This is a genomic window from Pseudanabaena sp. Chao 1811 (genome assembly GCF_027942295.1).
Classification (GTDB): domain Bacteria; phylum Cyanobacteriota; class Cyanobacteriia; order Pseudanabaenales; family Pseudanabaenaceae; genus Pseudanabaena.
On sequence record NZ_CP101416.1, the window covers coordinates 926,667 to 942,684 of the forward strand.

At 40.9% G+C, this 16,018-nt stretch carries 11 protein-coding genes; 3 read left to right on the forward strand and 8 right to left on the reverse strand.

Annotation, left to right across the window (positions count from 1 at the left end):
* Positions 1 to 35: 35 nt before the first annotated feature.
* A complete protein-coding gene (locus NMG48_RS04425) occupies positions 36 to 1,094 on the reverse strand; it encodes a 1,9-bis(guanidino)-5-aza-nonane synthase (protein ID WP_271254155.1) in 1,059 nt (352 codons plus the stop codon).
* 637 nt (positions 1,095 to 1,731) lie between these two features.
* On the opposite strand from NMG48_RS04425, the gene NMG48_RS04430 reads away from it, so the two are divergent.
* Positions 1,732 to 4,995, forward strand: a complete 3,264-nt coding sequence (locus NMG48_RS04430; protein ID WP_271254156.1) for a methyl-accepting chemotaxis protein — start codon at positions 1,732 to 1,734, stop codon at positions 4,993 to 4,995.
* A gap of 61 nt (positions 4,996 to 5,056) precedes the next feature.
* Positions 5,057 to 8,632, forward strand: coding sequence for an ATP-binding response regulator (locus NMG48_RS04435; protein WP_271254157.1), 3,576 nt, complete (start codon positions 5,057 to 5,059; stop codon positions 8,630 to 8,632).
* 40 nt (positions 8,633 to 8,672) lie between these two features.
* Here the strand turns inward: NMG48_RS04435 and NMG48_RS04440 are convergent, their stop codons facing one another.
* The 7 genes from NMG48_RS04440 to NMG48_RS04470 all read right to left on the reverse strand — a co-directional run bounded on the left by NMG48_RS04440 (position 8,673) and on the right by NMG48_RS04470 (position 15,523).
* Positions 8,673 to 9,584 (reverse strand): branched-chain amino acid ABC transporter permease, encoded by a 912-nt coding sequence (locus NMG48_RS04440; RefSeq protein WP_271254158.1) that lies wholly within the window; start codon positions 9,582 to 9,584, stop codon positions 8,673 to 8,675.
* Positions 9,585 to 9,779: 195 nt separating this feature from the next.
* On the reverse strand, positions 9,780 to 10,247 hold the full coding sequence (locus NMG48_RS04445; RefSeq protein WP_271254159.1) for a hypothetical protein: 468 nt from the start codon (positions 10,245 to 10,247) through the stop codon (positions 9,780 to 9,782).
* 3 nt (positions 10,248 to 10,250) lie between these two features.
* Positions 10,251 to 11,609, reverse strand: coding sequence for an AAA family ATPase (locus NMG48_RS04450; protein WP_271254160.1), 1,359 nt, complete (start codon positions 11,607 to 11,609; stop codon positions 10,251 to 10,253).
* 7 nt (positions 11,610 to 11,616) lie between these two features.
* Positions 11,617 to 12,099 (reverse strand): CRR6 family NdhI maturation factor, encoded by a 483-nt coding sequence (locus NMG48_RS04455; protein WP_271254161.1) that lies wholly within the window; start codon positions 12,097 to 12,099, stop codon positions 11,617 to 11,619.
* A 50-nt stretch (positions 12,100 to 12,149) separates the two neighbouring features.
* Positions 12,150 to 13,121, reverse strand: a complete 972-nt coding sequence (locus tag NMG48_RS04460; RefSeq protein ID WP_126388455.1) for a DnaJ C-terminal domain-containing protein — start codon at positions 13,119 to 13,121, stop codon at positions 12,150 to 12,152.
* A gap of 80 nt (positions 13,122 to 13,201) precedes the next feature.
* Positions 13,202 to 14,548, reverse strand: a complete 1,347-nt coding sequence (locus tag NMG48_RS04465) for a phospholipid carrier-dependent glycosyltransferase (RefSeq protein ID WP_271254162.1) — start codon at positions 14,546 to 14,548, stop codon at positions 13,202 to 13,204.
* A gap of 213 nt (positions 14,549 to 14,761) precedes the next feature.
* On the reverse strand, positions 14,762 to 15,523 hold the full coding sequence (locus tag NMG48_RS04470) for a DsbA family protein (protein WP_271254163.1): 762 nt from the start codon (positions 15,521 to 15,523) through the stop codon (positions 14,762 to 14,764).
* A 163-nt stretch (positions 15,524 to 15,686) separates the two neighbouring features.
* Between NMG48_RS04470 and NMG48_RS04475 the strand changes: the two genes are divergently transcribed.
* Positions 15,687 to 15,953 carry a hypothetical protein gene (locus NMG48_RS04475; RefSeq protein WP_271254164.1) on the forward strand — a complete coding sequence of 89 codons (267 nt, stop codon included), beginning with the start codon at positions 15,687 to 15,689 and terminating at the stop codon, positions 15,951 to 15,953.
* The last annotated feature ends 65 nt before the right edge of the window (positions 15,954 to 16,018 follow it).

Below are 16,018 nucleotides of genomic sequence, written 5' to 3' on the forward strand. Positions count from 1 at the left end.
CCTTCAAAAGAAGCCTCGCAATGCGAGACTTTTTTCTATACGCTAACAGGAGTAGGAATATTACTGAAAGCTACAGATGACTTGTTGAAGACTTGGGCTAGTTGACGAGGAGCGCGATCGCACCAGTTCTTCTTCCCATAGACATAGCCTGCAATCAGAGGCAGAGCCACAGTTGCTTCGGAGAACACCATCTGCTCTTGGACGATATCTACTTTGCCCCAAGAATGTGCTTCCTTCAAAGTAGAACCTGATAGAGCGCCATCACGTTCATCTGCAACGGTGATTTGGACTGCATACTTGTGCATTGCTGCCTCGAATCCGAGCAATTCTGCGGCAACAACAGTATCTTGAGCAAAGTTCTTGGGAACACCACCACCGATCATGAATAGACCAGTGTGAGGGCTTGCCAACTTGCATTGAGTCAATTCACGGAAATCCTTGACAGAGTCAATGCTGACATGCTCTTCGGGAGAATTCCACTGATGATGCACTAAGCCAAAACCTGCGGAACAATCACTGAAGGCAGGAACGAAGATAGGAACTTGATGCTCATAAGCTGCCAAAACGACGGAGTGGCGATTCTTGGCATTCTTATCTAGATATGCACCCATTTCATGGATGAATTCTCGAGAGGAGTAAGCACGAGGAGGAAGAGAATTCGCAATTTCCGCGATCGTCATGTCGCAAACGCGCAGTTCGTCTTCGTCGATGTAGGTGTCATAGATGCGATCGATCGCATTTTCGCGGAGTACAGTATCGTCTGCAAAGGTATCACCCACATAGTGACGGAAGCCGAGAGCCTCAAAGAAGTCTTGATCGACGATATTTGCGCCTGTAGAGACAATCATGTCTACCATGTTGTTGACGATTAAATCGTAGATGACTCCCTTAAGTCCTGCACTAAATAAAGAACCTGCTAAACATAGGATGATTGCGCAATCCTTATCTTGGATCATGTTGTCATAGATACGGGCAGCACGTCCAAGGTTACGACCTTGAAAAGCGGTATTTGCCATAGCATCAACCAATCCCACAACATCAAAAGCCTTGATGTCAATATGTTCAACAGTCTGTTTAAGTAGTTCGCGTTTCATGGTTCTCTATAGTCCTAGATGTTTATGTGTTAGTAGAGGTATGCAAATGGATGCAAAAAAATTTGAGCAAGCTTCAAAAACTGAACAAGCAAAATTGAACATCGCAGGACTGAAACTTTGTGAATTTTATGTCGCAAGATCATGATTGACAGCCTAATACTTGGTCAAAATACTAGCTGCTGCCAAATTAAAACCTTGAACATGAAAAAATTTCTGCTCAGACAGTTCTTTGTGCTAACTATTCAGTTTTTAAAATATTTATTCTTCCCATTGGTGAGAAGCGATCGACCTAGGCTGTCAACAGTGGTTACAGCCCTAATAGTTAGAAGGTCGATCGGAACATACTGGGACCTTCACAGGCATCATCCCAAGAAAGAGTAGGGTCAGACTCACGTCTGTCGCCTAGCTTCTCGTTGAGGAGCCAATCACATCCAAGCAATAAAACCAGCTTTTTCAATTTCTATATAACTGAGTGCAACAAGTCCTTAGATACAATAGCACTTTTTTTAATAAACACAAGCAAAATGGCGCTAGAGAATTTACATATTAATGCGTTTAATTGTGTATTAGGAGGCTTGTAGAGACCTAAGACTCCTTATTTGAAACAAGTATAGACGTATTTCATACAGGGACGATCATGATGACAGCGCAGTATCAGGCGGCTCTACACTCCTATGCAGAGGGGCGGTATGAAGAGGCAATGCAGCAGTTCTCAGAGCTGTTGTATGAAGATCCTCGTAATCCCAAACTGCATATCTGGTTGGGCGCAACTTTTCGCAAGGCAGGTAAAATTGAATATGCTAAGGTTCAGTACCAGCAAGTATTAACCCTTACCGATGATCCAGATTTACTTGATCTTGCTAGTACTTCGCTGGCGCAAATTCAAAATAAGTTAGCTCAGGGAGAAAAAAAATCTGCTTCTAAGGCTATACCTCCAAAAGGCATCCAGAAGGATTTAGATAATATCCGTGATTTTAATATTTTAGTGCCACCGCAAGAAGTGACGCAAATCATTGCACCAAAGCCCCCTGAATTAGCGAATGTTAATACTGCTAGTCACATAATTGCCAATGATCAAGACTGGACTGCTGAGGATGTAACTGTATTAGCAGTTAAGCCTGATGAAACTGAATCAACTACGCCTCAAGTCGCAATGAGGGCGCAAAGTCGTAATGGACTAATTCCCCCTCCTCCTGCGATCGCTGCACTGTTTCAGCAACAGCAACCATATCAGGAAGAATATACGACCGAACCTTTTTTAAGTAACGAGGAACCTACGGAAAAATCTAGTACTTCCTCAATCTTGCAGGATACGATCGCCGATATTCAGAAGGTAAATCAGAAAGATACTCAGAAAAATAAAAAAGCTAAAAAGTCAAAACAGAAGAAAGCTCAATTTGAATTTCCTTCTTTAGATGTAGATACAGATCTACTGACAGATAGTGAGGAAAGTTTAGAAATCATCCCCCAGACGGTTGGGAATGACCTTGCCAAACCTTCGGCGATCGCTTTGGAGGATATGTTGAAATTCTCCACAGTTGGTCAAAAAATCACCCTATGGGGAGCTTTTATTGCCACTATCCCTGCAATTATTTTGGGGGTAGCCGCCTATAAGGTGGGTGATGGGTTGCTCTTAACTAAAGTTAAGCAGGGTCAGCAGTCTGAAGCGATCGCCCTTGCCAAAGCCACTGAAAGTTTCTTACTTAAGCAAACGGGGGATGTGGGAGTTCTGAAGACTCTACTGATATCGGCAGAGGTAGGACAAAACACCTTGCAAAATGCTGGACAGGTTGCTGTAACTACCAATCCATCCGAACCGAATAAGACAATCAAGTTGCTGTCATCTTTACCAATCACACAGCAACGTCAATATAAGCAGCTATTAACCAATCGGCTAAACCTCTATAGCCAAGCTTATCCACAGTACACCAGCATTGCCGTATTTAGTGTCAATGGGGAATTGATTGCCCAGTCCACTAATTCTAAGACTCTGCAAACAATTAATCAGAATACTCTTAGCAAAGTATCTACCATTGATAATCCACTGATTAGCAGCCCTGTGGTTAGTAAAGATGGCGCTAATTTATATGTATTAACATCGGTTAAGAGTTCTGTTTCTCAGAAAGTTAGTATGGTTTTACAGGTAGAAATTCCTGTAAAGACTTTAGTCACCAATTTAACTAAGACTAAAGGTGGTAATGAAAATAGTAATTTCTATGTTGTTGATAGCAACAACAAATATGTTGCTAGTTCGCAAAATGTGACGGTGGGGGAGGATGCGTTAGCAGATTTTGCAGTACTACCGAATTTACGATCTTTACCCTCTAATGATTTTCCCGATCTAATGAAGGGAGATCGCAATGCGCAACTTCTTGCCTATGCACCTGTGGCTAATATGCAGAGCTATGGCATGACTTGGGATGTACTAACGACTATTGACAAGGCGACAGCCATTGCTGGTAATCAAAATCTATTGTTGGTGGTAGGTGTGGGGATTGCCGCGACACCTCTATTGGTAGCAGCGATCGCCTATGCTTTATCGCGACGCTTGAGTACTAGGCTCAAAGATATTCGGGCGGCTTTACGTGATCTAAGACAGGGAAATACTGACATTAGTTTTGGAGCTTTGAGTGTAGAAGGTAATGATGAACTTGCCGATATTTCCTTAAGCATTAACAAGATGTCTGAACAGTTTCAGACGATGCGGCAGAAACAGGAACAGGAACAACAACGGCTACATTTACAAGTAGTCAAACTATTTAAAGTGTTATCCAAACTTGCAAGAGAAGAAAAACACGAAGTTCAAGAGTCTGATTTATCCGACGAAAATATCTTGCTATTGGGTAAGAAAATTCGTGGTGAGATGGTGCAACGTAATGCTGAGGTCGAGAGCTATCGCCAGCAGAAAGCAGATTTGCAAATTCAGTTAATGAACATGCTGCGAGATATGCAGGCATTGGCTGATGGCGACTTAACTGTTTCTACTAAATCCATTGATGGCAGCCTCAATGATGTGACGATCTTTTTTGATGATGTCATGCGTGGATTGCAAAATATTGTTAGTCAAGTTAAGTCTTCAGCTAGTCAAGTTAATTTATCCCTTGGTCAGAATGAGCAGGCGATCGCCAATCTCACTAGTGTCTCGCAAAGACAAGTAGATACGGTGACACGCTCTCTGAACACCGTGCAAATGGCGAAAATATCGGCGAACTCAATTACCACTAATAGTCAACATGTATTGCAGTCATCGCAATTAGTAGTCGAAAAACTACTGGATAGCGATCGCTCCATTGACGCAGTAGTACAAAAGGTTGGTGCATTACAGGGGACTGTCGCCAATACAGCTAAGAGAGTTAAACATTTAGGGGAAGTATCTCAAAAAATTGCAAAGGCTATTTCCTCAATTAATGAGATTGCGATTAAGACTAACTTTCTCGCAATTAATGCAACCCTTGAATCTTCTCGTTCAGGAGGAATGGGTGGTGGATTTGTGATGGTTGCGGAAGAGGTAGGAGAACTAGCCGCACGTTCGGTAGCTGCTACTAAGGAGGTGGAAAGCTTGCTGAGTAGCATTCAGAGTGAGACCAACGCGGTGATGACAGCAGTTGAGTCTGGTAGCAATCAAGTTTTAGAAAGCGCTACTTTAGCGATCGCCGCCAAAGATAGCTTACTGCAAATTTCTGACATCTCCCATCAAATTGATGAGCTAGTATCATCGATTTCTGATGCCACTATTTCCCAAGTGCAAACATCAGAAGGAGTTGCCAACTTGATGAAAGACATTTCTCACATTGCTAAGAGGAATCTAGCTGCTTCTTCTGAAGTATCGAAATCTTTAAAAGCAACCAAGAAATACTCTGGGGAATTACAACAATCTTTGGCGCATTTTAAAACCCGATAGACAATTAATACTAGTCTGACTAGTATTGCAAAGGCAAAACAGTTCACTAGAGCTAGATATAATGACTTACTCAATGATTGAAATAGGATTACAGAAAATCAAGCAAACCTTTTCTGAGGAGGCTCAAGTTTATACTAATGAGCTTGCCAATCAAGTCTCGAAATTAGACGCAAATTTACCAAATTTTAGTCAACAGATTGATCAATTGCTTGCTACCCATAAATTGCTAAAAGATGCAGCGATCAAGGCTAATTTTTATATCCAAGACTCGAATTTTGTTATTATTACTAATCGTTTGGAACAAGTAATCAACTTATTGCGTGATCACCCTAATCATATTGATCAGTTTACTAAAGATCTACTCTTTGAACTAATCAAAATAATTTGCCAAATTGTTAATGAATATTGCTTTGATTCAGATCCAGATCCAGATTGTATAGAATTACAAAATAAAATATTTACTCAAATAGATGAGCATTTCTATCTAAAAAATTATGGGATAGAGGCTTTAATTAACTATTCTCAAACAGATCAAACTAATGATCCTTTCCATTTAGATGATACATCGGAGGCTTTACATTTATTTGATATAGAAGATTTTGAATTTCCTAACTCTAATGATTTACTTTCCGTAAACCAATTGAATCAGTTAGATGATTCAGACACTTTTTTTATGCTCCAACTAGATGATCAACAGCTAGATAGTGAATTAACTCAAGATCATAATAACTTTCTAAGTCTAGATCAGGATTTGTCTCAAATCTCTAATGAACAAACAGCCTTTCCTAGCCTATTGACAGAGATTTTTGCAGAAGATTTCGATCATCAGCTTGAGCAGCATATTCAATCTAGTCATCATGAAGACAAACTGCCAATGCCAGAGTTGCTCAAGGATATATTCCCACTAGCATCTACTGAACAGTTATTAGGGCATGAAGATGAAACATCATTACAGGGGATTGAGTGGAATCATAGCGAAGATGATTTGGATAATCCTTGGCATAAATTGGTATTGCTGCAACCTTGGATGGAGGAAGATCAAGATCATGATATTGAATCTCAAACCTTGTCAGAGAATTCCTTAGGGCAGTCATCGACAGATCAGCAGAAATTAGAGGAGCAGAACAATAATGTAGATATTGATAATATTATTTTAGAAAATGGTATATACAATAGTTACTTTGATTCATTAGAATTTGAGCCACTAGAAGAAGATGAGAATGCATTGTGGGACTCAATAGAATCAATGCAATTAATAGAAGATCCGATAGAGTCTATTGATGAGTTGCAACTACATGAAGCTTTAACTGAGACAATAACATCCAGTCTGGAGAAAGACCATGATGGATTGGAACCACCTGAAGATTTAACTGAGTCGATGCCTAGTTTGCAGAATCCCCATGATCAGTTGCAAGTTCATTATGTGGCAAAAGAGCTACTAACTAGTCTAGAGAATTCACAACCAGAAGAGGATGTCAATTTGCTAGATATGATCGAAAATCAAGATTTTTCGACTTCAGATGTGGATACAGCGATCGAGGAATCTCCAATTTATCAGAATAAAGTTAAGGATGTCCATGCTGTAAGACATGAGCGTGAATTGGTAAGTGGGAATAATCAAGTTAATAATCACATAGACGGCAATAGCCTTCATCCTCATCTTTCAGCATCGATTACTTTAAACAAAAATGATCTAAATCTAGATTTACATACACATTTAGATTTAGAGACAGAAATCAGTAAGCACTCATACGATGCTTCTCTAAATCCCATCGATAATGATGCTACTATTCGTATTCCTTTAAATCATTTAGAGGTTTGGGAAGATTTGTCGGAGGAATTATTAGTAAGGAAAGGAAGTTTAGATATTTACTTAGGCGAAATGCGTCTGTTGTTGAAAGAGTCACAAAAGAACTTGCAGTTTCTAGATCCTCAATCGGTTATTCATAATCAAGGAACGATAAATAGTTTACAAAGTACATTAGTGAGTTTCACCAATGTACTTGAACGGGCAGAACAGCAAATCGATGCAATGAACCATGATGTTCGGAATTTAAGAAAAAACTTTCGCCAAGTTCTCAAATATCCTATATCTAGCCTTGTGAGAGGATTTCCTCGCATTTTGCGAGATCTGTCATTAGAGCATGGTAAGCAGGTTGAGTTAATTGTCCAAGGGGCTGAAATTGGTGTTGATAGAGCTATTTCAGTTTTGCTTTTAGAGACGCTTGAGTTGTTAATTCGCATTGCGTTTGAGCATAGTATAGAATCTCCAAGTGAGCGCCAACAAAAAGGAAAATCATTGCAAGGTCAGATTGAAGTTGTGGCGATGCAGACTGATAACAACACGATTATTAAGGTTCGTGATGATGGTCGTGGGCTAGATAATTTGCCAAATAACACCTCCTATTTAGAACATATCTCTCAATTAAGTGAGATAAAAAAAAGATTATGGGATAGAGGTGGGACGATCGCTATTCAGTCACAGTTAGCTAAAGGGACGCAAGTAACAGTAACCTTGCCGAATATGCAATCTTTATTGCGAATATTGCTGATTGACATCGATCAAATCTGTTTAGCAATTTCGAGCAAGGTCATTATTGAGGTAATTCCGATTGATGATCATGACAACTTCTCCAAGGCAGAACAGGAAACCTTGCTGTGGCGCGATCGCCAAATTCCTATTGTTCGTCTAGATTCCTTGCTACAGCTCAACTGCCCACGCAATTTGCACAGGTCTACAAATAGTCAGCCTTCCAAATTTGCAGGTCAGATAGATAGCTATAAGCCTGCGATCGCTGTTCCCTCATTTGCCATTATCCAGCATGAACATACTGTCTTCGCACTCCAAACTGAGGGTTGTTGGTATGAGCAAGAAGCAACTTTTCACCAAATTGAGGGAGATATTTCCCTACCTCAACTTTTCCTTGGTGCAGTGATCTTAGGAAATAATCAGGCAGTAGCGTTGATTAATCATGCGGAAGTAGCCAGTCAATGCTTGCGATCGCTTAATCTTGATGCACAAAGCTCGCAGGCTAATGTACGTCCTAACACTTCACAATTGCATAGTCCTAAAGTAGATAGTTTGAGTAGTCTATCTGATTTCTTTTGGACAGGTGCGCCATCACAAGATACTGATATATCTGAATTCTTAGAACAGCCAGTGCGCTCTGTCGGCAACTCTTCTGAGCCTGAGAATCTCGAAAGTTCGGGAGTCTTTATGAGTGATCTGGATAATGGACAAAAAAGGCGATCGCATCAGTCTAAGGTGCTGATAGTTGAGTCTTCCGCCAATATTCGGCGCTATCTTGCAATGACACTCGCAAAATCAGGTTTTTTGACCGAGCAGGTACAGGATGGTAAAGAGGCGATCGCTTTTCTGAAGGATCGGCATAATCACAATCTTGGTATTGATATTGTGATTACTGATTTGGAGATGCCGCAAATGGATGGATTTAAACTTTTATCTGGCATCCGCGCTGATGCAGATCTTCATAATCTCCCGATAGTGGTTTTGACAGCTCGAAATAATGAGAATGATCAAAAGCTTGCCTTAGAACTTGGTGCTAATGCCTACTTCAGTAAACCCTACCGCGAGCAGGAATTAATCAAAACCCTACAAGAGCTTGTCTCCAAATAGAAAATTCTTTCCATTAAAAAAGGGCGCATAGCGCCCTTTTTTAAATCGTTCCTTTAAATAATCCTTGCGGTTTAAAGAGTAAAACCAGAATCATAATCACTAAACCTACGCCTAGCTTATAGTCTGTGCCGATGCAATATTTTTGTAAATCGCCAAATGCTGCTGGACAGGTGGTAGCAACCTCTTGGGAAATACCGACAATCAGCGCTCCTGCGATCGCGCCATAGGGATTGCCAATCCCGCCGAGAATTACCGCCGCAAACATGGGCAAAATCAAGAACCAACCCATATTCGGGCGCAAGTTGGTAATCAGTCCATACATGCTGCCACCAAAGGCGGTCATGCCTCCTGCGATTACCCATGTCCATAAGATCACAGCGTTGACATTAATTCCTGCGACCTTGGCAAGTTCAGGGTTATCGGCAACGGCACGCATTGCCTTGCCGATCTTGGTGTTTTGCAGTAGATAGTACAGTCCTGCAATTACTGCGATCGCCGCAACGATAACTACGATTTTATTGCGAGTAATCGCTAAGGTATAAATATCAATCGCAGGGAAAGTGGGCAGATTATATTTCTGTGGTTTTGCGCCCCAAGCAAGGACAATTGAGTTACGCATCACCAGTGCTAAACCAATGGAGACGATCATCATCGTAGTTGCAGTGGCTCTTTTAGCGCGTAATGGCTGCCAGAGGATTTTTTCGCAAAGTAAAACTATGGCGATGGAGATACCACTACCTAAGGCGATCGATAACCAAATATCGAGTTTTAGGGTAGTATTGGCGAGAAAGGCAAGGTATGCGCCGAGGGTGAGAATATCGCCGTGGGCGAAGTTAGCAAGGCGTAAGATGCCATAGGTAAGCGTTAAACCGACTGCGGCGAGCGCAATAATGCTGCCAACAGCGATACCATCAATGGTTGATTGCAGGATTGCTTGCAGAACTTCATGCATTGAGCGAGTTTAATAGAACTTTATTGCTATTCATAGTAACGCTTTAAAGTTCTTTTCGACTACTAGCGATCGCTGCATTAACATAGCTAAAAATCTCATCCAGTTCTGCGATCGCTTCTAGCTCAAGATTTTCTGTAGCCGTAAGAGGATCAGCCTTTTTCTTGTCGAGTAGGGTTTGAAGGTGATTTAGTTTGTCTAGATGTTGTCATTCTCGAATTGCACTGAACCATAAGCAAAATCACCACCCAGTTTTTTCAGTAATTTTCTTAAAGCAACTACTCTGGAGTCTGACTCGATAGATTTAGGCATAGGAACTTTACTTAAAACGGCTCTGGCAAAAACTCTTCCTTTAATTTCATGACACTCAGACTGAAAATATTTAACTGTTTCAGTTAGCTGCTCGACAGCAGAAATTAAGTCTTTCCCTTTTAGTTCAATAAAGTACATGTACTCTAATTCACAAACTATCATGAGATAGTCGCACTTTCTTCTGGTTTGACTAGAAATTACACAGTCATCAATTCTAATTTTGCATACTTTCTTTTTAGATGGATTTTGAAGAATATATTTTCTTTTGTTTTCTTCTACAACAAGTCTCTTTCCCTCAGCGCACTCTGTACAATCTCTATAATTTTCCTGAAACTCCTGACAATTCAGTTTCATCCCTTAGTCCTCAAGCTCAAACAGTTGATTAAAGGTATCAACAATAATGTTTGAGGCTCTATCAATTTCTGCTGATTGAATCAATCCCATTTCGCGATCAAAAATGGTTCGAGTAGTACCATCTTCTAAAATATAAGCATCTAGCCTCTCAGGATTAATCCATAAATGAGGATCTACAATATCTGCAACTTCCTTCTTATCTTCTCCATTTCCTAATTTATGAGCATAAAGGAGATTATTAAATGATGAAAGGATGTAGGGGCTATGTGTGGTTAAAAGGATTTGATTTTTACTATAATTAGCAAAAAGTGATATTAGGTCAATGATTTGCTTTTGGGCTACTGGAAAAAGATGTGCTTCAGGTTCCTCAATAATTAGAAAGACCTTGCTATCGTTAAGAATTAGAAGAAAAATAGTTAGTAGAATCCAAATAACTTCTTGCTGTCCTGAAGAAGCAAAATTTATTACAGTACTCTTACCATTAGCAAATTCAATTTTTTCAATTCCATTTTGATAACTATAAGATCCTTTCAAGATCAAATCAACAATACCCTGAGCGATTTTAATTGTTTTTGCAGATGTATCGTTAGGGTTATTTTTTTCTAAAATATAATCTTGAATTAAAATATCTATACCATGTTTACAGACAAGCTTAGCTTGATCAATAAGATCAATAAATTCTCTCATGAGATAATCTAGTTTAATTAAGTTATCTGATTGTAATTTGCTATCAGATAATAGCTCATCCCCCATATCAATATTATATCTTTGCTGAGATAGTGTTGTAATCAAGCTGCGCCCAGCAGGTAAATATATAACTTCTCTTTCATCACCAAAAATGTCATTAAGCTGATTACTAATTTCTTCAAATAGAGCCGTTTCTTTAGATTTAATAGTACTTATTTCTCTTGACGAAGAAAAGCTAGAAGCATTTTGATTTAGATCACGATGTAACACCTCTAATCTATTTATTATTTTAAAAAAATTTATTATTAACTCATTACTAAATGTAGGATACCCAATCCCCCCGTTCGCAGATGCCTCAATAGATATTTCAATTTCATCGTTATACCTATAAGTTATTTTAGTGTTATGGGACTGTACTGTATATCCATAAATTTTTATAAACTTTTGCCTTACAAGTTTATAAAAGCCAAAAATAGGATCATTAAATTTATTTTGGTTATAACAATCAAGATAGTATCGATATAAATCATCTTTCAAAGATTTAAAAAAGAAGATTGCTTTGCTGACAGTACTCTTACCACTAGCTTGAGAACCAATGAACACAATGATATCATTCACATCAATATCGATGTCTGCAATTGGGCCAAATTGATGAATGATTAACCGTTGTGACATATTGATCCTATAAAAGATTGAAGAATGCCGAATCGATTTCGTAACCTAGACTTTGAGTCATCTGCTGTAACTTGGTAGTACTTTCAATGCCACGAGACTTGAGCCAGAGAGAAATTGTGAAGACCTTCTGCATCACAAAAAGCTCTAAGGCTTCAGGATTGTATTGCAACACATAGCCATCACCTTCGCGCTTGAACTCGTGGGGGACTAACATCGCTGCATAGCGACTGAGTTCTAAACGCCAGTCGAGGAGATAGCTAAACCAAGGATAGGTCGCATCAAGACGCACAAACCAGAGACGCACTTCCGAGATTTCTGACAATTCACGAGGGTCGCCATCTTCCTTATCCCATACAAGTTCGATTTGAAATTGGCGATCGCTTTCTGGCGTTTCATCCCAATTCGCTAATAACTTCTCGATCGCAATTTTGGCAGGAGTAATATCGAGGGATTCAATGCAGGCTTGGTTGATATAGATGATGGTAGACATAGTAGTTTCTAGATAGATAATTAATGCGGCGTGATGCGCCGCATTAATGGTTATTTTTTTAGTAAATTTTCACGCGGATCGAAGGATTGAACTTTGAGTAATTGTTCGTAAAGTTCTCGTTCGCGATTGCTAGGATTTTTGGGGACGACGATCTGGATTTCTACATATTGATCGCCAAAGGTTCTGGCATCTTTAGGGAATCCTTTACCAGAGAGGCGCAATTGTTGACCCGACTTCACCGCAGGAGGAATCGTCAATTTGACTAATCCACTTAGGGTTGGTACTTCTACTTGCACACCCAAAACAGACTCACTGGGAGAAATCGGTAATTGACAACGAATATCGGAACCTTCGAGGGTAAAGAAAGGATGAGGCTTGAGGATAATTTTTAGATAGAGATCGCCGCCCGATGCGCCTTGACCCTTGAGGCGAATTCTCTGACCTGAGAGAACACCTGCGGGCATATTGACCTCTAGCGATCGCCCATCTTCGAGTCGGATTCTTTCACGACCACCAACATAGGCTCGTTCGAGCGGTAATTCTAAGACAGCTTCCGAATCGCGGCGAGGATTAGGGCGGGGTGGGGCTTGGGTACTGGTGCGATAGGAGGATGCGCCACCTGTATCTTGGGCGCGTTCGTTAGTGCGGAATTTGCCCAGCAATTGATCGACAAATTCTTGGAAATCGTTGTATTGGCTAAAGTCCACATCGCCTGTGTAGCCACCACGTTCAAAGTCGGGCGTGTAGGGTTCGCGGGATGAGGGAGCGCGTCCGCCCGATCCTTGGAATCCACCTTGTTTCCAATACTGCCCAAAGCGATCGTACTGTTGCCGTTTCGTGGTGTCAGACAGTACCTCATAGGCTTCACCAATATCTTTGAAGCGTTCTTCGGCTGCCTTGTCATTGGGATTCAGGTCGGGATGATATTTCCGCGCTAACCTGCGATAGGAGCGCTTGATTTCGTCAGCCGTAGCTGTCTTCGGTACACCGAGGATTTCATAGTAATTGCGAAAGTTTTGCATATTTCCCGAACTGCAAACAAGGAGATAACTTAGCTTACCCTATCGTTGCTTTTGGAAACGCCAAGGGCATTTTCAAAAGATTAGATCCAGCTACGCAACCACATTAACATGGGTAAATAACCCGATGAGATCGGTAAACCGATATAAATCGGTAGCCAGAACAAAAAGGCGATCGCCACAATTGCAAAAATCCCACCACCGAGCGCCCGAATCTTAGGTAAAGGCGATCGCCACAGGAGCGACACCAACAGGGCAAGGGCAGCAAAGGCAAATACGGAGGCGGGCATATAGTGATACAAAAAAATGCAACGTTTGCTCAAGCTCCAAGGCAACCAATGCGCCAAAAAGCTAGCCGTCACATAAAACATCAACCAAAATAATTGCGATCGCTCCCGCAATGGTATCTGGGTTATGGCTTGAGGGGGAAACCTAAATTTCGAGGCAATGACAAAACTGAGACAAAGTAGCAAGGCGATCGCGCTGAGCCAATATAAAAAGGGATTGCCCATCGCATGGACAAATTCCACCATGCTATTGGGACGGGTTTCAAAAAAGTAGGCGATCGGGCGAATTAATAACACCCAACTCCACCAAGGCGAGCAGTAGGGATGAATTGGTTCAGTTTTACCAACTCCTAAGTTTTGATGAAAGCCAATAATCTGACGATGCAATTCCCAAATATCGCGCTCAGGATTAATCATCAAATGGGGAATCCACTGCACAAAATAGAAGGCGATCGGGACAATGATTAAGCCAATTATGATCTGAGCTGCATTTAAGGTTTGGCGATAGCGTGACCATGCATAACCAGCGATCGCCACAATGCCAATAATATAAGCCAAGCCTGTCCATTTCACGCTTATGGATGCGCCTAACATCAAGCCTGTGATGATTGTCCAGAACCAACGCTGTCGCGATCGCTTCAGGGCTAAGACCATACATAACTGGCTGAGCATCCCAAAAAGCAAGATGTAAATATTGATCAAGCCAAACCGTGACTCCACCAATAGCAAACCATCCATCGCGATAAACCATCCCGTCAGCCATGCCCAACTGCGGCGATCGCTCAGTTGCCACACAAATTCATAGGTAATTAAGGGCAACAGCGAACCCGCTAGCGCCGTCATGCAGCGATAGCCCAAGGGCGCATAACCCAAAAGTTGAATCCCTAAGGCAATGATGTATTTCGCTAGGGGCGGATGCGCGTCGAATAGAGGCTCACCACGGAGATAGTTTTGAGCAAACTTAGGATAGTAAACCTCATCAAAAACGATATCCGCCGTGCCATCGATATTCCAAAATCTTGTCCCAAAGGCAATCAAGGCGATCGCCATTACTCCAAACACAGGATGCTCCGATAGCCAAATTAAGCGATCGGTTAAACGAGCAAGGGGAGTAATAGTTTTTTGTTCTCTCCAACTGCTCATAACTAAGGGTATTTATTCAGGTATAGAAGCTTTCATTTACCATAGACAAAATGAAAGTTCAAAACTCTTATTAGGATTGTTTGTTTTCCAATAAGTATGCGCTCATTAGCAAACGACTACAGTGCGAAAGGATTACTATACCAGAGCTAAGAGCTGTGGCACACCCACAGCGTGCGCTACAGATCTTTGTTAATTGCGCCCAGATACTGATCACTATTTACCTGCTTTAATTTGGGCAATTAGCTCTTCTAAACTCTTGAGATCGGGAACTCCAGAGAAAAATGTGCCATTGACCAAAAACGAAGGTGTACCGCGTACTCCCAAAGACTTCCCAAGTTCAAAATCCTTCTTAATCGCTTCCTTAGCTTCATTACTCTTGCGATCGCGATTAAATTTATCGATATCAAGTTTTAAATTCTGGGCTAATTCCACATAGAACGCTTCTCCCAATTTACTCTGCTGCTCGAATAGAGCATTATGGTATTCCCAAAACTTACCTTGCTGAAAAGCCGCCCATGACGCAAGAGCAGCAGGTTCTGCCTGTGCATGAATTTCCTTAAGGGGAAAATGCTTGTACACCAAAGTGACATCATTACCATTTTTTGCCATGAATTCCTTCACCACTTCATGGGCTTTCGCGCAATAAGGACATTCAAAATCAGAGAATTCCGCCAGAATGATTTTCTGACTAGTTGAACCTGTTACAGGCGCATTACGCAGTAACAAACGTGGTTCTTGGCGAATTTGTGCTAGTACCTTATCGCGAGCCTGCTCTTCCTTTTGAGCTTGCGATCTTTGGTAAGCCTGTACTGAATCCAAAATCACCTGTGGATTTTTACGAATAATCTCTAAAACTTTTGCTTCAAACTGAGCATCGGACAATTGAGCATTAGCCGATTGTCCCAAAGAGGTACAACTTGTAACGACCAATAAGAGCGCAACTAAGGCAGGTAGGAAATAGGGTTTGAGACGCATTGCCAAAATATCACAAATACTAAGGTGTAATTCTTTTCGTTTTAGTTTACCTTTGAACCTTAGTGGGTGATGGTGATGCATGTTAAGTTATACTAAGCTGACTAGAGACTAGAACTAAAGCAACTAATTTGAGACTCAATCAAAACCTTTTATAAACATAGAAATGACGGCTATTATTGACAGTTACAACGATACTCAAGCTTTGGTTATTGCAGGTAACTATTCTGAATATTTAAATTGGCGCAAAGAAAATCCTTCTATTAGATACTGTACCTATGTGGAACGCGTGGAAGATTTGCGAGGGATTAATGGATTTTTAGCGAAGGTGATTCTTTATGGGAATTACGAGAATAATCCTGTGTACCATACCAAACAGATGCGTAAACTCCTAGCAGAAAACAAATCTCCATTTCACTCCTATGTCAACTAAGTAGCTCAGCATATTGTTGTACTGCCCGCGTAGCGGACGGTACAACAATATAGGTTTTAAGTTTA